The organism is Streptomyces anthophorae (assembly GCF_049310305.1).
Taxonomy (GTDB): Bacteria; Actinomycetota; Actinomycetes; order Streptomycetales; family Streptomycetaceae; genus Streptomyces.
In genome coordinates, this window is record NZ_JBLWQQ010000001.1 from 6003228 (window position 1) to 6022109 (window position 18882).

16 protein-coding genes and 2 pseudogenes are annotated in these 18882 nt (G+C 72.3%); 12 read left to right on the plus strand and 6 right to left on the minus strand.

Features of this window, described 5'->3' with window-relative positions; all coding sequences use genetic code 11:
• The first annotated feature begins 25 nt into the window (after positions 1–25).
• Genes ACNYS0_RS27195 through ACNYS0_RS27205 form a run of 3 tightly spaced genes read left to right on the plus strand, consistent with a single transcriptional unit; the run spans position 26 to position 2341 of the window.
• Complete coding sequence (locus ACNYS0_RS27195; protein ID WP_422477062.1) at positions 26–364, plus strand: histidine triad nucleotide-binding protein; 339 nt, start codon at positions 26–28, stop codon at positions 362–364.
• A gap of 10 nt (positions 365–374) precedes the next feature.
• Positions 375–1283 (plus strand): ribonuclease Z, encoded by a 909-nt coding sequence (locus ACNYS0_RS27200; protein ID WP_422477063.1) that lies wholly within the window; start codon positions 375–377, stop codon positions 1281–1283.
• Positions 1284–1309: 26 nt separating this feature from the next.
• Entirely contained in the window at positions 1310–2341 is a 1032-nt protein-coding gene (locus ACNYS0_RS27205) for an adenosine deaminase (protein ID WP_422477064.1), read from the plus strand.
• On the opposite strand, the gene ACNYS0_RS27210 is transcribed toward ACNYS0_RS27205, so the two are convergent.
• Positions 2293–3654: an MFS transporter gene (locus ACNYS0_RS27210; RefSeq protein ID WP_422477065.1), complete on the minus strand. Its 1362-nt coding sequence runs from the start codon at positions 3652–3654 to the stop codon at positions 2293–2295. The two genes, ACNYS0_RS27205 and ACNYS0_RS27210, sit on opposite strands and share 49 nt — an antisense overlap.
• A gap of 264 nt (positions 3655–3918) precedes the next feature.
• A pseudogene (locus ACNYS0_RS27215) lies at positions 3919–4026 on the minus strand (IclR family transcriptional regulator); the annotation flags it as partial.
• A 140-nt stretch (positions 4027–4166) separates the two neighbouring features.
• Here ACNYS0_RS27215 and ACNYS0_RS27220 point away from each other — a divergent pair.
• From ACNYS0_RS27220 to ACNYS0_RS27240, 5 genes are all read left to right on the plus strand, one after another.
• The gene (locus ACNYS0_RS27220) at positions 4167–5255 is read left to right on the plus strand and encodes a carbohydrate kinase family protein (protein WP_422477066.1); all 1089 of its coding nucleotides are present in this window, start codon (positions 4167–4169) and stop codon (positions 5253–5255) included.
• 219 nt (positions 5256–5474) lie between these two features.
• Positions 5475–7598 (plus strand): PhoH family protein, encoded by a 2124-nt coding sequence (locus tag ACNYS0_RS27225; protein WP_422477067.1) that lies wholly within the window; start codon positions 5475–5477, stop codon positions 7596–7598.
• A 12-nt stretch (positions 7599–7610) separates the two neighbouring features.
• Positions 7611–8108 carry an rRNA maturation RNase YbeY gene (gene ybeY / locus ACNYS0_RS27230; protein WP_422477068.1) on the plus strand — a complete coding sequence of 166 codons (498 nt, stop codon included), beginning with the start codon at positions 7611–7613 and terminating at the stop codon, positions 8106–8108.
• Positions 8105–9400, plus strand: a complete 1296-nt coding sequence (locus tag ACNYS0_RS27235; protein WP_422477069.1) for a hemolysin family protein — start codon at positions 8105–8107, stop codon at positions 9398–9400. Before ybeY ends, ACNYS0_RS27235 begins: the two co-directional genes overlap by 4 nt.
• The gene (locus tag ACNYS0_RS27240) at positions 9397–9762 is read left to right on the plus strand and encodes an MmcQ/YjbR family DNA-binding protein (protein ID WP_422477070.1); all 366 of its coding nucleotides are present in this window, start codon (positions 9397–9399) and stop codon (positions 9760–9762) included. Before ACNYS0_RS27235 ends, ACNYS0_RS27240 begins: the two co-directional genes overlap by 4 nt.
• A 27-nt stretch (positions 9763–9789) precedes the next feature.
• Here the strand turns inward: ACNYS0_RS27240 and ACNYS0_RS27245 are convergent, their stop codons facing one another.
• The gene (locus ACNYS0_RS27245; protein WP_422477071.1) at positions 9790–12507 is read right to left on the minus strand and encodes an AAA family ATPase; all 2718 of its coding nucleotides are present in this window, start codon (positions 12505–12507) and stop codon (positions 9790–9792) included.
• A 126-nt stretch (positions 12508–12633) separates the two neighbouring features.
• Here ACNYS0_RS27245 and ACNYS0_RS27250 point away from each other — a divergent pair, with 126 nt between their 5' ends.
• On the plus strand, positions 12634–13551 hold the full coding sequence (locus ACNYS0_RS27250; protein ID WP_422477072.1) for an SDR family NAD(P)-dependent oxidoreductase: 918 nt from the start codon (positions 12634–12636) through the stop codon (positions 13549–13551).
• A 54-nt stretch (positions 13552–13605) separates the two neighbouring features.
• Here the strand turns inward: ACNYS0_RS27250 and ACNYS0_RS27255 are convergent, their stop codons facing one another.
• Positions 13606–15024, minus strand: a complete 1419-nt coding sequence (locus tag ACNYS0_RS27255; RefSeq protein WP_422477073.1) for an MFS transporter — start codon at positions 15022–15024, stop codon at positions 13606–13608.
• Between the two features lie 145 nt (positions 15025–15169).
• Between ACNYS0_RS27255 and ACNYS0_RS27260 the strand changes: the two genes are divergently transcribed.
• The 3 genes and pseudogenes from ACNYS0_RS27260 to ACNYS0_RS27270 all read left to right on the plus strand — a co-directional run.
• Complete coding sequence (locus ACNYS0_RS27260; protein WP_422482790.1) at positions 15170–15991, plus strand: helix-turn-helix transcriptional regulator; 822 nt, start codon at positions 15170–15172, stop codon at positions 15989–15991.
• Between the two features lie 34 nt (positions 15992–16025).
• Positions 16026–16379 carry a cytidine deaminase gene (locus tag ACNYS0_RS27265; RefSeq protein ID WP_385756986.1) on the plus strand — a complete coding sequence of 118 codons (354 nt, stop codon included), beginning with the start codon at positions 16026–16028 and terminating at the stop codon, positions 16377–16379.
• A 350-nt stretch (positions 16380–16729) separates the two neighbouring features.
• Positions 16730–17059: pseudogene (locus ACNYS0_RS27270) on the plus strand (transglycosylase family protein); the annotation flags it as partial.
• A 157-nt stretch (positions 17060–17216) separates the two neighbouring features.
• Here ACNYS0_RS27270 and ACNYS0_RS27275 read toward each other — a convergent pair.
• Both ACNYS0_RS27275 and ACNYS0_RS27280 read right to left on the minus strand, forming a co-directional pair.
• Positions 17217–17555 carry a P-II family nitrogen regulator gene (locus tag ACNYS0_RS27275; protein WP_422477074.1) on the minus strand — a complete coding sequence of 113 codons (339 nt, stop codon included), beginning with the start codon at positions 17553–17555 and terminating at the stop codon, positions 17217–17219.
• The gene (locus tag ACNYS0_RS27280; protein ID WP_422477075.1) at positions 17552–18853 is read right to left on the minus strand and encodes an ammonium transporter; all 1302 of its coding nucleotides are present in this window, start codon (positions 18851–18853) and stop codon (positions 17552–17554) included. Before ACNYS0_RS27280 ends, ACNYS0_RS27275 begins: the two co-directional genes overlap by 4 nt.
• Between the last annotated feature and the right edge of the window lie 29 nt (positions 18854–18882).

Consider the following 18882-nt stretch of genomic DNA (forward strand, 5'->3'; position numbering starts at 1 on the left):
GGCGGGTGATCGATACGATGCGGTCATGGATGACTGCCTGTTCTGCAAGATTGCCAACGGGGACGTCCCCGCCACCGTGGTCCGCGAGACGGAGTCCACCGTCGCGTTCCGGGACATCAACCCCCAGGCCCCCACCCACGTCCTGGTCATTCCGCGCGTCCACCACCCCGACGCCGCCTCGCTCGCCGCCGCCGAACCGGCCATCGCCGCCGACGTGCTGCGCGAGGCCGGCGAGGTCGCCAAGGACGAGAAGCTGGACAGCTACCGCATCGTGTTCAACACCGGCAGCGGCGCGGGCCAGACCGTCTTCCACGCACACGCCCACGTCCTCGGCGGCCGTGGCCTCCAGTGGCCCCCCGGATAGTCGATTCCCCATGTCCGTACGCGAATTCGTCGTGCTCGGCACCGCGAGCCAGGTGCCGACCCGGCAGCGCAACCACAACGGCTACCTGCTCCGCTGGGACAGCGAGGGCATCCTCTTCGACCCCGGCGAGGGCACCCAGCGGCAGATGCTGCGCGCCGGTGTGGCCGCGCACGACCTGAACCGGATCTGCGTCACGCACTTCCACGGCGACCACTCCCTCGGCCTCGCGGGCGTCATCCAGCGGATCAACCTGGACCGCGTGCCGCACCCGGTGACCGCGCACTACCCGGCGTCCGGGCAGCGGTTCTTCGACCGGCTGCGGTACTCCACCGCGTACCGGGAGACCGTCGACATCGCGGAGGAACCGGTGGCCGGGGACGGCGCGGTGCTCGCCGACACCCCCGTGTACCGCCTGGAGGCCCGCCGCCTGTCGCACCCCGTCGAGTCGTACGGCTACCGCCTCGTCGAGCCCGACGGGCGCCGCATGCTGCCCGAGCGGCTCGCCGCGCACGGCATCAAGGGGCCCGACGTCGGGCGGCTCCAGAAGGAGGGCGCCCTGCGGGGCGTCACGCTCGACGAGGTGAGCGAGGTGCGGCGCGGGCAGCGCGTCGCGTTCGTGATGGACACCCGGCTGTGCGAGGGAGTCGACGCCCTCGCCGAAGGGTGCGACCTGCTCGTCATCGAGTCCACCTTCCTGGACGAGGACGAGCGACTCGCCACCGACCACGGCCACTTGACGGCCTCCCAGGCCGCCCGCGTCGCACGGGACGCCGGGGTCCGGCACCTTGTCCTCACGCACTTCAGCCAGCGCTACACCGACCCGCAGGAGTTCGCGCGGCAGGCCCGAGCCGCCGGCTTCGACGGGGAGCTGACGGTCGCCCGCGACCTGGACCGCGTCCCCGTGCCGAAGCGCCGCTGAGCCCGGGCCCGCCGTACGCTGGTCGGATGTCACTCGCACCACTCGCGCGCATTCCCAAGGCCGAGCTCCACCTGCACATCGAAGGCACCCTCGAACCCGAGCTCGCCTTCGAACTCGCCCGCCGCAACGGCATCACCCTGCCGTACGCCGACACCGAGGAACTGCGCAAGGCGTACCTCTTCGCCGACCTCCAGTCCTTCCTCGACCTCTACTACTCGCTGATGGCCGTCCTCGTCACCGAGGACGACTTCGAGGCGCTCGCCGACGCCTACCTCGCGCGCGCCGCCGAGCAGGGCGTGCGGCACGCCGAGATCTTCTTCGACCCGCAGGCGCACGCGGCGCGCGGCGTGGAGATGGGCACCGTCGTCGAGGGGCTGCACCGGGCGCTCGCGCGCAGCGAGGAGCGGCACGGGATCTCGACCAAGCTCATCATGTGCTTCCTGCGGGACCGGTCCGCCGAGTCGGCGATGGAGACCCTGGAGGCCGCGAAGCCGTACCTCGACAGGATCGTCGGCGTCGGGCTCGACTCCGCCGAGGTCGGCAACCCCGCGTCCAAGTTCCGCGAGGTGTACGCGGCGGCCGACGCGCTGGGCCTGCGCAAGGTCGCGCACGCGGGCGAGGAGGGCGACCCCTCGTACGTGTGGGAGGCCCTGGACATCCTCGGGGTCGAGCGCGTCGACCACGGACTGCGGTCCCTTGAGGACCCGGAGCTTGTGACCCGCCTCGTACGGGACCGGATCCCGCTCACGCTGTGCCCGCTGTCGAACGTGCGGCTGCGCGCCATCGACATGCTGGAGGACCACCCGCTGGTCAAGATGATGGACGCGGGCCTGCTGTGCACCGTGAACTCCGACGACCCGTCCTACTTCGGCGGTTACGCCGGAGACACCTTCCACGCCGTCCACGAGGCGCTCGGCCTCGACCACGACCGAGTGCGGGAGCTGGCCCGCAACTCGTTCGTGGCCTCCTTCCTCGACGGCAGCGAGGAGGAGGAAGCGCTCCGGGCGCGCTACATCGCCGAGGTCGAGGCGTACGAACTGGACGACATCTCCGGCTGATCCTGTGCGAGGGGCTCCGGCTCGACGCCGTCGGGGCCCACCGCGGTGAACGCCGTGTACGCGGGCGTCTCGACGGTCGTCTCGATGTCGAACAGCTCGACCACCGGCTGCTCCAGCACACCCGACGGCGGCACCGTCGCACCGACAGGGGCGCCGCTGTGGCGCCGTGCCGCCCCCGCGAACAGCGGGCGGCCACCGGTGTGCAGGGTCACCGCGGTGAGCGGCACCGCGAGCAGCAGCAGCGCGGCGGCGAGCACCGTGCCCATCACCGGGAAACCGGCCGACTGGGCCAGCAGGCTGCCCGCCAGGGGGCCGCACGCGGTGCCGAGCGAGGACGCCGAGCCCATGAGGACCGCCCAGCGCCCGCGCGGGTCGAGCGAGGCGGCGAGACCGAGGACGTACGACAGGACCACCGGGTAGAGGGTGTTCCAGGTGATCTCACCCGTGGCGAAGGACGCGAGGTCGTCCGCGCGGGCGCTGATCAGGACGCAAGCGGCGATCGCGGCCGTGCCCGCGCCGATGGGCAGCGCGCGGCCCAGGCGGACGCCGACCGCGCCCGCGCCGATCACCCCGAGCAGCCCGACGCCGAGCGCCACCGCGAAGACCGAACCGACCGCGACCTCGGACAGGCCCGCCTGTTCGGTGCCGATGCGGCTGCTGACGCCCCACAGCGCGTTCTGCGCCATCGACCAGCAGACCAGCGTCACCGCGAGGATCAGCCCCGAACGGGCGTGGGGCAGCGGCGACTTGGGGGCCGGGGCCGCGCGGTTGTCCGGGGTCGCAGGACCTTCGAGCCGGCCCGTCGCGGGCCACACGGCGAGCGCGGTGACGGCGAGCGCCGCGAACGGCAGGGCGCTGCCGTCGCTGATCCGCGGGATGGTCAGGTAGAGGCCGCACGCGAGCGCCGACACGGTCAGCAGGCCGAGCGTCGAGGCGCGGTGCGGGTCCTTCTGGGCGGCGATCCCGGTGGCCGCGACCGCCGTCGCCGTGCCCGAGCCGAAGCCGCCGACCATCGCACCCGCGACGACCAGCGGAGTGGTGGCGGCGAGGGCCGCGGTGCCGTATCCGACGGCGGCGAGCAGCAGTCCCGCGCGGGCCGCGCGGCGGGCGCCGACCCGTTCGACGCGGGCCGCGAGCGTGAGGCCCGCGGCGGCCGAACTCAGCAGCAGCGCACTGCCGACGAGGCCGGCCTGAGTGGGAGAGAGCCGCAGGCTGTCGGCGACTCTGCCGACGATGGTGGGCAGGAGATAGGCGGCGAGATAGCCGGCCGTGAAGAGGGCGACGAGCGCGGGCCGGGGGGTGCGCGAGGACACGGGCGTTCCTGAGGACGGGCCCCTTGCCTTGGACGCTGTTTTGGGCAAGGGGGTGGTAAGGCAGGGGAGTTGGGGAGCGCGACGTCTTTGCGAACGGAACCGAACCGGGGACGTTGGGCGCCGCCAATTTGTATCAAGTCCATGGGGGGTGCATGGAAGCCGGGGCGCTGTGACGCGTGACACATTTGGTTTGTGTGTGGTTCGGTCGGGTAGCCGAGGGCTTTTTGCCCGGGTCGGCAGGGGTGTTCAGCGCCGGTCGGGGGCGTCCGGGGTCCCCCTGCGGGGCACCGAACAACTGATGGCGTCGTGCGCCGGGGCCGCGTCGCGCAGCGCGAAACCGAAGCCGACGATGCCGTCGGACCCCGCGCTGCGGATCCGTGCCGGCACTGTCCGGCATGCGGCGACCGCAGCCCCGCCGGAACCACCGCTTCGTGACAGGTTGATGTCGCCCCCCGTCGTACGGGAACCGGTCGTGCACACTGTCCGGACCCGTACCACTCAGGGAGCGCGACGTGACCTCCACACGACCCAGAACGGACCCCCTCGCGGCGCTGCGCACCACGGCCGACCCGCCCTACGACGTCTATCTCACCGGCACGGTCTTCCTCGACATCGTCTTCACCGGCCTCGACAGCGCGCCCGTGCGGGGGACGGAGTCCTGGGCGCGCGGCATGGGGTCGAGCCCCGGCGGGATCGCGAACATGGCGACGGCGCTCGCGCGGCTCGGCCTGCGCACCTCGCTCGCCGCGGCCTTCGGCGACGACCATTACGGCGAGTACTGCTGGGACGCACTCGAACACGGCGAGGGCATCGACCTCAGCTACGCGCGGACCGTGCCGGGCTGGCACTCGCCCGTCACCGTGTCCATGGCGTACGAGGGCGAACGCACGATGGTGAGCCACGGGCACGAGCCGCCGCCCGTCGAGCCCGCACCCGACTGCCCGCCGCACGCCAGGGCCGCCGTCGCCTCGCTCGTACCGGGCACCGACGAGCTGTGGGTCGCGACGGCGGCGCGCTCCGGAACGAAGATCTTCGCCGACGTCGGCTGGGACGACACCGGCCGCTGGGACCTCGCGGCGCTGCCCGGCCTGCGGCACTGCGAGGCGTTCCTGCCGAACGCCGAGGAGGCGATGCGCTACACCCGTACGTCCTGTCCGCGGGCCGCCGCGCACGCGCTCACCGAACACGTGCCGGTGGCCGTGGTGACGCTCGGCGCCGAAGGCGCGTACGCGGTGGACGGACGGACCGGCGAGACGGCCTCCGTACCGGCCATCGAGGTCGAGGCCCTCGACCCCACCGGGGCCGGGGACGTCTTCGTCGCAGGGTTCGTCACCGCCACCCTCGCCGACTGGCCGCTCGCCGACCGCCTCGCCTTCGCCGGCCTCACCGCGGCCCTCTCCGTCCAGGAGTTCGGCGGCTCGCTCTCGGCGCCGGGCTGGTCGGAGATCGCGGCCTGGTGGAAGGAGGCCCGCTCGAACGACCACCAGAACACCTGCGCCCTGGACCGCTACACCTTCCTGGACCCGGTCCTCCCGGAAACCTCCCGGGCATGGCCCCTGCGCCGGGCGGTACCGACGATCGGCTTCGGCCGCTCGGCGTAGGTGTAACGGTCACGAACGGTCGCGGCGTCCAGTGCAGCGCACCTGCCGCCGTCGCGGCCGGATCGGCATGCGCGACGCCTGACAGGCCCCACCCGTATCCGAAACCCACTCGGCGTTGTCGTACCCGCGCCGTACCCTTGACGGTGCAGGGCAACACCGCAGAACACACCGCAGAGAAAGTCCCGTACGGGGAGGAAGCAAGGGCCATCGGCCCGGCTCATGACGCAGACACCATCCAGCGCCCGCGCACAGTTCACCGTTCCGCCGAAGCACCCCATGGTCGAGGTGCTGGGATCCGGGGACGCGCTGCTGCGAGTGATCGAGAAGGCCTTCCCGGAGGCCGACATCCACGTCCGGGGCAATGAGATCAGCGCGACCGGAGAGCCGGGGGAAGTCGCCCTCGTCCAGCGCCTGTTCGACGAGATGATGCTGGTACTGAGGACAGGGGCACCGATGACCGAGGACGCCGTGGAGCGTTCCATCGCCATGCTGAAGGCGACGCAGAACGGCGAGGGCGACGGCGAGGAGACCCCGGCCGAGGTCCTCACGCAGAACATCCTGTCCTCGCGCGGCCGCACCATCCGCCCCAAGACCCTGAACCAGAAGCGCTACGTCGACGCGATCGACAAGCACACGATCGTCTTCGGCATCGGCCCCGCCGGCACCGGAAAGACGTACCTCGCGATGGCCAAGGCGGTCCAGGCCCTCCAGTCCAAGCAGGTCAACCGCATCATCCTGACCCGCCCCGCGGTGGAGGCCGGAGAGCGCCTCGGGTTCCTGCCCGGCACGCTCTACGAGAAGATCGACCCGTACCTGCGCCCGCTGTACGACGCCCTGCACGACATGCTCGACCCGGACTCGATCCCGCGCCTGATGGCGGCGGGAACCATCGAGGTGGCGCCGCTGGCATACATGAGGGGTCGCGCGCAGCCAGTCTTTTCCAACGTGCTGACGCCCGACGGCTGGCGCCCCATCGGTGACCTCCAGGTGGGTGACCTGGTCATGGGCTCGAACGGTGAGCCCACCCCGGTCCTGGGCGTCTACCCGCAGGGCGAGAAGGACGTCTACCGCGTCACTGCCCAGGACGGCTCCTGGACCCTCTGCTGCGGCGAGCACCTGTGGACCGTCCGTACGGCGTCGGACAAGCGCCGCGACAAGCCGTGGCGGGTCCTCGAGACCCAGGAGATGATCGGCAACCTCCGGGCGGCGCACGCGCGCAGGTACGAGCTGCCGATGCTCACCGCCCCCGTGGAGTTTCCTGAGCGTGAGGTCCCGATGGATCCGTACGCGCTGGGGCTCCTGTTGGGGGACGGCTGTCTGACCGGCTCGACCACCCCGTCCTTCGCCACGGGGGACGAGGAACTCGCCAGGGCCTTGGAAGGCGCGCTGCCCGGCGTGGCGGTGCGGCACAAGGGGGGCCCGGATTATGTGTTGAACAGGGTGAAGTCCCCTGGCGACGTGGTCACCCTGGAAAACCCGGTGACCGGAATGCTGCGCCAGTTGGACCTCGTCGGCACGCGGTCGCACTCCAAGTTCGTCCCCGACGACTACCTGTACAACTCCTACGAGGTCCGCCTTGCGCTGCTCCAGGGCCTGCTCGACTCCGACGGCGGCCCGGTCACCCAGCAAGACCGCACCTGCCGGATCCAGTACACGACGACGTCCATCCTGCTGCGCGACGACGTGATGGCTCTGGTCCAGTCGCTGGGTGGAGTGGCGTACACCCGTCGCAGGGCTGCGGAGGGCCGCAAGCCGGGCTTTGCGAACGGCCGAGACGTCGGTTACCGCTGCGATGCCCACATCGTCGACATCCGCCTCCCCGAGGGCATCGAGCCCTTCCGGCTCGCTCGTAAGGCCGAGAAGTACCGCGAGGCCGGAGGCGGCGGTCGCCCCATGCGGTTCATCGACTCGATCGAGCCCGCGGGCCGCGAGGAGACGGTCTGTATTCAGGTCGCGGCCGAGGACTCGCTGTACGTCACGCAGGACTACCTGCTGACGCACAACACCCTCAACGACGCCTTCATCATTCTCGACGAGGCGCAGAACACCTCGCCCGAGCAGATGAAGATGTTCCTCACCCGGCTCGGCTTCGAGTCGAAGATCGTCATCACCGGTGACGTCACGCAGGTCGACCTGCCGGGTGGCACGAAGAGCGGTCTGCGGCAGGTGCAGGACATCCTGGACGGGGTCGACGACGTGCACTTCTCGCGGCTCAGCTCGCAGGATGTCGTCCGGCACAAGCTCGTCGGCCGTATCGTCGACGCGTACGAGAAGTACGACTCCGAGAACGGTACGGAGAACGGCTCCCGAAAGAGCCGCCCCAGAGGGAACCAAGGAAAGTAGTCCAACAGCGCCATGTCGATCGACGTCAACAACGAGTCCGGAACCGAGGTCGACGAGCAGGCGATCCTCGACATCGCCCGCTATGCGCTCGGCCGGATGCGGATCCACCCCCTGTCCGAGCTGTCCGTGATCGTCGTGGACTCCGACGCCATGGAGCAGCTGCACGTGCAGTGGATGGACCTGCCGGGGCCGACGGACGTCATGTCGTTCCCGATGGACGAGCTGCGGCCGCCGATGAAGGACGAGGAGGAGGCCCCGCAGGGTCTGCTCGGCGACATCGTGCTGTGCCCGGAGGTCGCCAAGCAGCAGGGTGAGGACGCGCCCACGCAGCACTCCATGGACGAGGAGCTCCAGCTCCTCACCGTGCACGGGGTGCTGCACCTGCTCGGGTACGACCACGAGGAGCCCGACGAGAAGGCCGAGATGTTCGGGCTTCAGGCGGGCATCGTGGACGGCTGGCGTGCGGAGAAGGGGCTGACGGGGCCGTCGCCGGCGCCGACCGTGTCATGAGTTTCTCGTTGATCGCCGGGGCCGTCGCGCTGGTCGTGGTCGCCTGGCTCGCCGCCTGCGCGGAGGCCGGTCTCGCGCGGGTGTCGAGCTTCCGTGCCGAGGAGGCCGTGCGGTCCGGGCGGCGCGGCAGCGCCAAGCTCTCCCAGGTGGCCGCGGACCCGACGCGCTATCTGAACGTGGCGCTGCTGGTGCGCGTCGCCTGCGAGATGGCCGCGGCCGCGCTCGTCACGTACGCGTGCCTGGAGGAGTTCCGGGAGACGTGGCAGGCGTTGCTGGTCGCCATCGGTGTGATGGTGCTGGTGTCGTACGTGGCGGTGGGGGTGTCGCCGCGCACCATCGGTCGGCAGCACCCGCTGAACACCGCCACCGCGGCCGCGTATGTGCTGCTGCCGCTGGCCCGCATCATGGGGCCGATTCCGCCGCTGCTGATCCTGATCGGTAACGCGCTCACGCCCGGCAAGGGTTTCCGGCGCGGCCCGTTCGCCTCCGAGGCCGAGCTGCGGGCGATGGTCGACCTCGCCGAGAAGGAGTCCCTCATCGAGGACGAGGAGCGCCGCATGGTGCACTCCGTCTTCGAACTGGGCGACACCCTCGTGCGCGAGGTGATGGTGCCGCGCACCGACCTCGTCGTCATCGAGCGGTACAAGACGATCCGGCAGGCCCTCACGCTCGCCCTCAGGTCCGGCTTCTCCCGCATCCCCGTGGTCGGGGAGAGCGAGGACGACGTCGTCGGTGTCGTCTACCTGAAGGACCTTTCGCGCAAGACGCACATCAATCGCGACGCCGAGGCCGAGCTGGTGTCCACCGCGATGCGGCCCGCGACCTTCGTGCCGGACACCAAGAACGCGGGCGACCTGCTGCGCGAGATGCAGCAGCTGCGCACGCACGTCGCCGTCGTGATCGACGAGTACGGCGGCACGGCGGGCATCGTCACCATCGAGGACATCCTGGAGGAGATCGTCGGCGAGATCACCGACGAGTACGACCGTGAGGTGTCCTCCGTGGAGGAGCTGGGCGACGAGCGGTTCCGGGTGACGTCCCGCCTCGACATCGGTGACCTCGGTGAGCTGTACGGCATCGAGGAGTTCGACGACGAGGACGTGGAGACGGTGGGCGGGCTGCTCGCCAAGGCCCTCGGCCGGGTGCCGATCGCCGGGGCCTCGTCCCTGGTCACGCTGCCCGACGGGCGGGAGCTGCGGCTGACGGCGGAGGCCGCCGCGGGCCGCCGGAACAAGATCGTGACCGTGCTCTCGGAGCCGGTCGGCGGCGACCAGGAGGAGAGCGCCGGGTGACACCTCAGGAGCTGCGAGCGTTCTGCCTGTCGTTCAACGCGGTGGTGGAGGACTTCCCGTTCAACCCGGAGATCTCCGTCTTCAAGGTGCTCGGCAAGATGTTCGCGCTCTCGCACCTGGACGGCAGCCCGCTGACCGTCAACCTGAAGTGCGACCCCGACGACGCGCTGCGGCTGCGCGGCGAGTACGAGGGTGTCGTCGTGCCGGGCTGGCACATGAACAAGCGGCACTGGAACACGGTGACCGTGGACCGGCCCGACGAGCTCCCGGACCGGGTGGTCCGGGAGCTCGTCGAGGACTCGTACGACCTGGTGGTGGCCGGTCTGCCGAAGGCGGAGCGGCTGCGCCTCGACCGGGCCTGATCGACCGGGCCTGATCTGTCGGGGCGTTCAGAGGTTGAGGTCGCGCAGCTGGGCTCGGCCCGTGACGCCCAGCTTGGGGAAGACCTTGGCCAGGTGGTAGCCGGCGGTGCGCGGGCTCATCGTGAGGCGGGCGCCGATCTCCCGGTTCGACAGGCCGCGGGCGGCGAGCCGGGCCACCCGGAGCTCCTGCGGGGTGAGCCGCTCGCCCGCGCTGTCGGGCCCGTGCGGGGCCGAGCCTCCTGCCGCCCGCAGTTCGCCGCGGGCCCGTTCCCGCCACACCGGCAGACCGAGCCCGTCGAACAGGTCGAGGGCCAGGCCCAGATGCTGTCGTGCGGCGGTCGTACGTCGTGCGCGGCGCTGCCGTTCCCCATGGGCGAGAGCGGCGCGGGCCCGTGCGAACGGCTGCTCGGCGTAGCCGTGATCGGCCGCGGCCCAGAGCTCCTCACCGGATTCCTCACCGGTTTCCTCGGTGGTCAGGAACAGTCGGCACAACGCCGCCTGCGCCGTGGCCCACGGCAGTCCCGCGCTTTCGGCCCGGGCCGCCGCCTGCTTGGCGACCGTCTTTGCCGCCTCCGGGTCGCCCGCCCCGGCCAGGGCCTGTGTCAGCTCGGCCGCGCTGAGCCTCGCGATCCGGCGGTGGGCCCGCGGCGATCCGGGGGTGTGGACGGGCAGCAGGCGGTCGGCGGCCCCGGCGGGATCGCCGTGGGCCAGGGCCAGCAGAGCGAGCGCCCACGCGGCCTCCGCCGCCGCGGCCCGGTTGCGCAGCGGCAGCGCGGCGGCCGCGGCCTCGTCGGCGTACGTGCGGCACGCGGCCGTGTCGCCGTGCAGCGCGGCGAGCCTGGCGAGCAGGGCCAGGGCGTCGGCCCGGGACACGGGGTGGTCGAGGTCCCGCGTGAGCCGCAGCGCTTCCTTCGCGTGCGCGGCCGCCTCGGCGAGCCGCCCCGTACGGCACTCCAGGTCGGCCAGCCAGAGCAGCGGGCGGGGGAGCAGCGCCGCGACGCCCGCGGCGGCGATCTCCGCGCAGGCGGTGGCGGCGAACTCGCGGGCCGTCAGCGGCTCAGCGCCGTCCCGGGTGATCGCGAGCGGCCACAGCCAGCGGTGCACGCGGCTGGTGCCCAGGTCGTCGGGGGCCGCGCTCAGCACGGCCCACGGGTCGTGCACCGCGCCTTCGGGGGCTTCGGCCAGCAGCCTCCCGTACTCCCGGTAGCGGGGCGGGAGTTGGAGTTCGGTGATCCGCAGGGCGGCGCGCCGTACCTCGTCGTCGAGCCCCGCGTGCTCGGCCGTGTCGCAGCTCATGAAGAGGAGGGCGGCGGCCGCGGTGGGCGCGCAGGGGGCGTGCTCGTCGGCGGCCCGGGCCAACTGCCGCAGGGCGTCCGGCTGGTCGCCCCCGGAGTAGGCGATGAGGCCGCGAAGTCGCGCGAGTTCGAGGGCGCCGGCGTCGTGGTGCTGCTCGGTCGCGCGGGACACCAGGCGGCGGGCCGCCTCCGGGTGGCCCGATTTCCAGGCCGCGTGGGCGGCGGCCGCCAGACGCCGGGTGGTCGCCTCCGGGTCGGTGCTGAGGTCGGCCGCGCGGGTCAGGACCGTGGCCGTGGCGGCGAGACCGCCGCGGCCGTTGATCTCGTCGGCCGCGGATTCCAGGGCGGATGCCAGCTCCGCGTCGGGGCGATCGCCGGCCAGGGCCCGGTGCCAGAGCGCGTCGTGGCCGGTCAGTGTCGCGGCGAGGGCCAGGTGGGCGCGGCCGCGGTCCCGTGAGGGGGCGTCGGCGTGCACCGATGAGCGCAGCAGCGGGTGACGGAAGCGGAGCGTGGGGCCCGTGACGTCCAGCAGGCCCGCTTCCTCGGTGATGGCCAGGGCGGCGTCGGGCACGCCCTGGTGGCGCGCGGCGGCCAGCACCGCGTCCGTGCTGCCGCGCGTCTCGACCGCCGCCGTCAAGAGCAGCGTCCGGGCCTCGGGCGGCAGTGCGCGGGTGCGGTGCGTGAAGGCGGCGCGCAGCCGGGTGTCCAGGGGGAGCGGGCCGGGCGACGTGCCGTCGGGGGCGGGCAGTTCGAGGAGGGCGAGCGGGTTGCCCTCGGCGTCGTCGAGCAGCGCGGCGGTGTCCACGCCGCGTACACCGCGCGCCGCGAGCAGTGCGCGGGCCGCCGTCGCGTCGAGCCCGGAGACATCCAGTACGGGCAGGTCGCGCAGGGTCGCGTCGGTGTGCGGGGCGGGGCGCGCGGCCAGCAGGACGGCCGACCCGGGCAGCGGGCGGCGGGCCACGTAGAGCAGCGCCGCGCGGGTCGCCGCGTCCAGCGACGGGAGGTCGTCCACGACGAGGAGGAGCGGCGGTGTGTCGGTGGCGAGGGTTTCCAGGAGCGTACGGAGCGCCGTGCGGACGGTCAGTTCGCCGAAGTTCCCGGTCTCGTCGTGTACGGATCGCAGGCCCAACGCGGCTTCCAGAGCGGCCCGTTGGAAGGGTGGGAGGGTTTCCGTACGGTCCAGTACCGGCGTGAGGAGTTCCAGCAGGCCTCCGAAGGCGGGCGAGCCGTCCGCCTCGGACCCGACGCCCGCGCAGCGCAGCACCGTCGCCTTCGGGTGCCTCCGGACGGCCCGTGCCGCGGTGTCGTCGAGCAGCGCGGTCTTGCCGATGCCGGCCTCCCCGCGCACAAGGAGCGACCGGCCCTCCCGGGCGTCCGCGGCGTCGGCCACCAGGCCGCGCAGGACCTCCCGTTCGCGCTCCCGTCCGAGCAACTCCTGTGTCTTTGCCACCTCTTGAGACTAGCCACCGCTCGGGGTGCGGCAGCGCGACCGGTCGATGTGACAGATGCCCGGGGGCGGGGCGGCGGCGGAGAGTCGGATCGGCCAGCGATTGATCCACGTACGGAGGAGATCCCCGTGTCCGCAACCTCGTTCAGCCGTCGTGCCGCGCTCTCGGGAGCCGTCGCCGCGACGGTCGCCGCCGCGCCCCGGGCCCGCGCCGCGGCCAGGGAAGCCGGCGGCGGCCGGTTCGCCGGGAAGGTCGTCGCCGTCACCGGCGCCACGTCCGGTATCGGCCGGGCCACCGCGAAGGCCTTCGCCGCGCAGGGGGCCAGGGTCGGCTTCTGCGGGCGCCGCCGCGAGCTGGGCAGGGAGGTCGAGAGGGAGATCAGGAGCGCGGGCGGAGAGGCGGTCTATCTGCACGCCGACGTGCGCGAGGCGGAGCAGGTCGAGGCGTTCGTCGACGGCGTCGCGAGGCGGTTCGGCGGGCTCGACATCGCCTTCAACAACGCCGGGATCGAGACGTCCAAGGCCTTGCACGAGATGACGGTCGCCGAATGGGACAACCTCCTCGCCACCAATGAGCGCGGCGTGTTCCTCGGCCTCAAGTACCAGATCCCGCACCTGCTGCGGCGCGGCGGCGGGGTCGTCGTCTGCACCTCGTCGGCGGGCGCGGAGCGGGTCCGCCCGGGGCACGCGGCGTACGCGGCGAGCAAGCGCGGCATCGAGGGCATCGTGCGGGCGGCGGCCATGGACTACGGCGACCGGGGCATCCGCGTCAACGCGATCAGGCCCGGCACCGTCGACACCGCCCTCGTGCGCCCCGCCGGGGTGTCGGACGCGGACTGGGCGGCGTTCAAGAAGGCGTGGGGGCCGCTGAACGTCGCCGGGGCGCGGCGGATGGGCACGGTCGAGGACATCGCGGGCGCCGTACTCGCCCTGGCCTCCGACGAGTTCGGCTACCTCACGGGTGCGGAGGTCGCGGTGGACGGCGGCGCCACGGCGGGCGGCCCGCAGGTGTGGCCGCAGGGCTTCCCGAAGCCGCCGGGGGTGTGACGCGCGCGGACGCGGCCCGGCCGGGGTCCACCCCGCCGGGCCGCGTTCCCCGCGTCACCGTCGGCCGCGGGTCGTACGCAGCCCCAGTGCCACCAGCGCCGCCGCCACCAGGACGATCGCCGCGTCCAGGGCGATCACCGTGTGCACCCCGGTCAGCAGGTCCGTGGACGTCGTCGCGAGGACGCCGAGGAGCGGGATGCCGATCGTGATGCCGACCTGCTGGGTCGAGGTCACCAGGCCGGTGGCCAGGCCCTGCTCCTCGTTCGGGACACCCGAGGTGACCGTGAGGCCGTACGAGATGATCGCGCCCAGGTGGAAGGCGCTGGCCAGGGAGACTCCGGCGGTCGCGAGCCAGACCGAGGCGCCGTCGGTGCCGATGCCCAGGAGCGAGGCGATGAGCACGCCCTGTCCGACGAGGGAGCCGATCAGGGTGCGGCGGGCGCCGAAGCGGCCGACGACCTTCGGGGTGTACGCCCCCGCGACCACCGACAGGACGCCCTGCACACCGAAGACGAGTCCGGTCTGGAAGGCGGAGAGGCGCAGCACTTCCTGCAAGTACAGGGTCAGCACGAAGACGATCGTCGACATCATCGAGAAGGTGACCAGGCCGCCCACGTTGCCCCACGCGATGGTGCGGCGGCGCAGCATCGGCAGCGAGACCAGCGGCTGGGCGCTGCGGGACTCGACGTAGCCGAACGCGGTGAGCAGGGCGAGGCCCGCGACCAGCGTGACGAGGACGTCGGCGCGGCCGAAGCCGACCTCCGCCGCCGTGGACAGGGCGTAGATCAGGGCGAGCAGGCCGCCGGTGACCGTGACGGCGCCGGGGACGTCCAGGCGCGGGCGGTCCGGGGTGCGGGACTCGGGGAGCAGTCCGGGCGCGAGCGGCAGCACGAGCAGGGCGAACAGGGTCAGCAGGCCCATCGTGGAGCGCCAGCCGAGCGCGTCGGTGAGGACCCCGCCGGCCACCATGCCGACGGTGAAGCCGAGGGACATCAGGGTGCCGGAGATGCCGAGCGCCTTGTCGCGTTGCGGCCCCTCGGGGAACGTCGTGGTCAGCAGCGACATGCCGGTCGGCACGATGGCCGCCGCGCCCACGCCTTGCAGGGCGCGGCCCGCGAGGAAGGACGCCGGGTCCCAGGCGAACGTCGCGAGCAGCGAGGCCGTGCCGAACAGGGCGAGCCCGGTCAGGAAGATCCGGCGCCGTCCGTAGAGGTCGCCGATCCGACCGAAGAGGAGAAGGAAGCCGCCGGACGGCAGGGCGAAGGCGGTGACCGCCCATTGCAGCGCGGACGTGCTCATGCCGAGATCGGGACCGAGCACCGGCAGCGCCACGTTCAGCACGGAGAAGTCGAGCGCCACCATGAACTGGGCGGCGCAGAGCACGAAGAGGACGAGCTTGTCCCGGCCGGACAGGCGCGGTGCGGTGGGTGGTTGGGGCAGGGGAGCCGTGGAGGTTGCGGTGTCGATCGCCATGGCCAAGAGCTTCGTACGACCGGAATATCCGTGGAGAGTGGGAACTTATGCTGGTGGTCGCACCACCAGACAACCGGGGGAGTCGTTCGTGGCCGAGAGCGCAGCGCTCAAGAAGCACCGGCTCAGCGAGTTGCGGGAGTTCCTGATGAGCCGGCGGGCGCGGGTCTCGCCCACCGAGGCGGGCCTGCCCGACGGGGGTGCCCGCAGGCGCACGCCGGGCCTGCGCCGCGAGGAGGTCGCGGTGCTCGCGGGCGTCGGTGCCTCCTGGTACCAGTGGCTGGAGCAGGGCCGGGACATCTCGGTGTCGCCGCAGGTGCTCGACTCCGTGGCGCGGGTCCTGAAGATGAGCAGCTCCGAGCGGCGCCACCTGTATGTGCTCGCCGGTCTCAACCCGCCCGCGTACGAGGTGGAGCCGGGCGACCAGCAGATGTGCGACGGGTTGCAGCGGCTCATCGACGCCTGGATGCCGTTCCCCGCGCACATCATGGACGCGTACTACAACTGCGTGATGTACAACGACGCGGCGGCGATCGTCCTCGCGATGCGGCCGGAGAACCGGCAGAACTGCGTCATCGACTTCTTCACGGACTCCCTCTACCGCGCCCGCAGCGAGAGCTGGGAGCAGAACGCGGCGACGGTCGTCGCCCAGTTCCGTGCCGCCTGCTCGGAGTGCCCCGACGACGAGGGGTTCCAGGAGGTGATCGCCGAACTGAAGGCGGTGAGCCCGGAGTTCGTCGAGCTGTGGGAGCGCCGCGACATCAAGGCGCAGGGGCAGGTCCGCAAGGAGCTCACGCATCCCGTGGCCGGTCTGCTGCACCTGGAGTCGACCGCCATGAAGATCCCCGCGCGGCCGGACCTGACGGTCGTGCTGCACACTCCGCTGGCCGAGGCGGACACCGCGGCGAAGCTGGAGTGGCTGGCCTCCCCGGAGGGGCGGCGCGGCGCGATGTACCCGGTGGCCGGGTGAGTGCCCCGGTGGGTGTGTTCCCTATGCTCACCCCATGACTGAGAGCACCGACCTCGGCCCCGAGGACCGCAAGATCGTCACCCTGGCCCGCTCCACGCGGGCCCGCAACGGTGTGCCCGAGGGCGCGGCCGTGCGGGACGAGACGGGGCGCACCTACGTCGCGGGCACCGTCGCCCTCGACTCCCTGAAGCTGAGCGCGCTCCAGACGGCCGTCGCCATGGCGGTGGCGTCCGGCGCGCAGTCCCTGGAGGCGGCGGCCGTCGTCTCCGCGTCGGACGAGCTTCCGGCCGAGGACCTCGCGGCCGTACGCGACCTGGGCGGGGCCGGTACGCCGGTGTTCCTGGCCGGGGGCGACGGCGCCGTGAAGGAGACGCTGCCGGCCGGCTGAACTCCCGTGCCCCGCGGGGTTTTGTGAGCACGCTCACGCCCGCCGCACACCCGGGTCCGACGGCCCGGTGCGGCGGGCGTCGTGCGTCGGGGCGTGGGCGCCGGGGGAGCGGTCGGCGGGACGTTCGGCCCGAGGCGCAGGTCCTGGTGGAGCGGGACCCCGGGCGGGGACCGAAGGGTGGGCCGGTGGGACGGGCGGCCCATGGGGCGGGGGCTCGGCGTGGCTCACGGTGGAGAGGTCGCCCGCTGCGGCAGCCGACCGACCGGCCGCCGTACCGGGCGACCCACCACGTCCCCGAGCAAAGGTTCTGCTTCGTGTTCTCCGCCGCGCTTCGTCGTCCCACCGCCCGTATGTCCCGTACCCGTCGTCTCGGCACCGTCGCGGTGCTGGCCGGAGCCAGCGGGATGCTGGTGCTCTCGGGCACGGGCAGTGCCTCGGCCGCCACCGGGGCGTCGGCGTCCCAGTGGCAGTCCGTCGCCCAGTGCGAGGCCAGTGGGAACTGGGCCGCGAACACGGGGAACGGGTTCTCGGGCGGGCTTCAGTTCACGCCGTCGACGTGGGCCGCGTATGGCGGCACGCAGTACGCGTCCGCTGCGTATCAGGCCACTCCGTCGCAGCAGATGTCCGTCGCCAACAAGGTTCTGGCCGAACAGGGCCCGGGCGCCTGGCCGGTCTGCGGCGCCAAGGCCGGCCTCTGAGCTGGACCCAATCAAGCCCCGCCGGCGATTGAGGCGCGGGGTCCGGGGCAGAGCCCCGAGACGTCAACCCCGACGGGGCGAAAGATTCGGGGCTCTGCCCCGGACCCCGCTGCTCAATCGCCGCAGGGGCTTGATGGGGTCAGACCGCGTCAGGGCCGCGGTCGCCCGTGCGGACGCGGATGATCGTGTCCACCGGGACCGCCCACACCTTGCCGTCGCCGATCTTCCCGGTCCGTGCGGCCCGCACGATCGCGTCCATCGCCGGTTCCAGGTCCGCGTCCTCGACGACGACCTCGATCCGCACCTTCGGCACCAGGTCGACCTGGTACTCGGCGCCCCGGTACACCTCCGTGTGCCCGCGCTGGCGGCCGTAGCCGCTGGCCTCGGTCACGGTCAGCCCGTCCACGCCCAGCTCCCGCAGCGCTGTCTTGACCTCGTCGAGGCGGAACGGCTTCACGACCGCGGTGATCAGCTTCATGGCGCGACCTTTCGGGAGACGGGGGCGGCACTCAGGACGCCGTGATCGTACGCACTCTCCGCGTGCGCCGTCTGGTCGAGCCCCTTCAGCTCCTCGTCGGCCGCCGCCCGGAAGCCCATCAGCCTGTCGATGGCCTTCCCGATCCCGTACGTGACGAGGAAGGTGTAGGCCGCGACCACGAGCACCGCGAGCAGTTGCTTGCCGAGCTGCCCGAACCCGCCGCCGTAGAACAGGCCCTCCTTGGCGGCGGAGCCGGTCATCGCGGACGTCGCGAACAGGCCGATGAGGACCGTGCCGATCACGCCGCCGATGAAGTGCACGCCGACGACGTCGAGGGAGTCGTCGTAGTGGAAGCGCAGCTTCCAGGCGACGGCGTACGAGCAGACGACACCGGCCACGAGCCCGACGACCGCCGCGCCCGGTACGCCGACGACCCCGCAGGCCGGGGTGATGGCGACCAGCCCGGCCACCGCGCCCGAGGCCGCGCCGAACGTCGTCGGGTGCCCGTCCCGGCGCTGCTCGACGAACAGCCAGCCCAGCAGCCCCGTGCAGCCCGCGATCAGGGTGTTGAACAGGGAGGCCGCGGCGATGCCGTTCGCGCCGAGCGCCGAGCCGCCGTTGAAGCCGAGCCAGCCGAACCACAGCAGGCCCGCGCCCATGACCACCATCGGCAGGTTGTGCGGGCGCATTGCGTCCTTCTTGAAGCCGATGCGCGGGCCGAGGACGAGGCAGAGGGCCAGACCGGAGGCGCCGGACGCGATTTCCACGACCAGACCGCCCGCGAAGTCCAGCGCGCCGAGATGCGTGCTGATCCAGCCTCCGGGGCCCCACACCCAGTGCGCCACGGGAACGTATACGAGCAGTGCCCAGACGGGTACGAAGACCAGCCACGCCCCGAACTTCGTACGGTCCGCGACCGCCCCGCTGATCAGTGCCGCGGTGAGGATCGCGAAGGTCAGCTGGAAGGTGGTGAAGAGGAAGGTGGGGACCGTGCCGGTCACGTCGGACGGGCCGATGCCGACCATGCCGGCGTGCTGGAGGCCGCCGATCAGGCCCGCGAAGGAGTCGTCGCCGAAGGCGAGCGAGTAGCCCGCGACCAGCCACACCACTGTCACGAGGGCGATCGACACGAAGCTCATCATCAGCATGTTGAGGACGCTCTTCGTGCGGACCATGCCGCCGTAGAAGAGCGCGAGCCCGGGTGTCATGAGCAGGACGAGCGCGGTGGCGGCGAGCAGCCAGGCGGTGTCGCCGGTATCGAGTGCGGGGGCCGCGAGGGGCACGGTCGTGGCAGGCATGCCGATCAGCGTCACGGGTGCGCGTTTCC

Excerpts from the sequence above, each read along its gene's own strand:
- ACNYS0_RS27195 (WP_422477062.1), top strand. The coding sequence starts at position 26 with ATGGATGACTGCCTGTTCTGCAAGATTGCCAACGGGGACGTCCCCGCC.
- ACNYS0_RS27200 (WP_422477063.1), top strand. The coding sequence starts at position 375 with ATGTCCGTACGCGAATTCGTCGTGCTCGGCACCGCGAGCCAGGTGCCG.
- ACNYS0_RS27205 (WP_422477064.1), top strand. The coding sequence starts at position 1,310 with ATGTCACTCGCACCACTCGCGCGCATTCCCAAGGCCGAGCTCCACCTG.
- ACNYS0_RS27225 (WP_422477067.1), top strand. The coding sequence starts at position 5,475 with ATGACGCAGACACCATCCAGCGCCCGCGCACAGTTCACCGTTCCGCCG.
- ybeY (WP_422477068.1), top strand. The coding sequence starts at position 7,611 with ATGTCGATCGACGTCAACAACGAGTCCGGAACCGAGGTCGACGAGCAG.
- ACNYS0_RS27235 (WP_422477069.1), top strand. The coding sequence starts at position 8,105 with ATGAGTTTCTCGTTGATCGCCGGGGCCGTCGCGCTGGTCGTGGTCGCC.
- ACNYS0_RS27255 (WP_422477073.1), bottom strand. The coding sequence starts at position 15,024 with ATGGCGATCGACACCGCAACCTCCACGGCTCCCCTGCCCCAACCACCC.
- ACNYS0_RS27260 (WP_422482790.1), top strand. The coding sequence starts at position 15,170 with ATGAGCCGGCGGGCGCGGGTCTCGCCCACCGAGGCGGGCCTGCCCGAC.
- ACNYS0_RS27265 (WP_385756986.1), top strand. The coding sequence starts at position 16,026 with ATGACTGAGAGCACCGACCTCGGCCCCGAGGACCGCAAGATCGTCACC.
- ACNYS0_RS27275 (WP_422477074.1), bottom strand. The coding sequence starts at position 17,555 with ATGAAGCTGATCACCGCGGTCGTGAAGCCGTTCCGCCTCGACGAGGTC.
- ACNYS0_RS27280 (WP_422477075.1), bottom strand. The coding sequence starts at position 18,853 with ATGCCTGCCACGACCGTGCCCCTCGCGGCCCCCGCACTCGATACCGGC.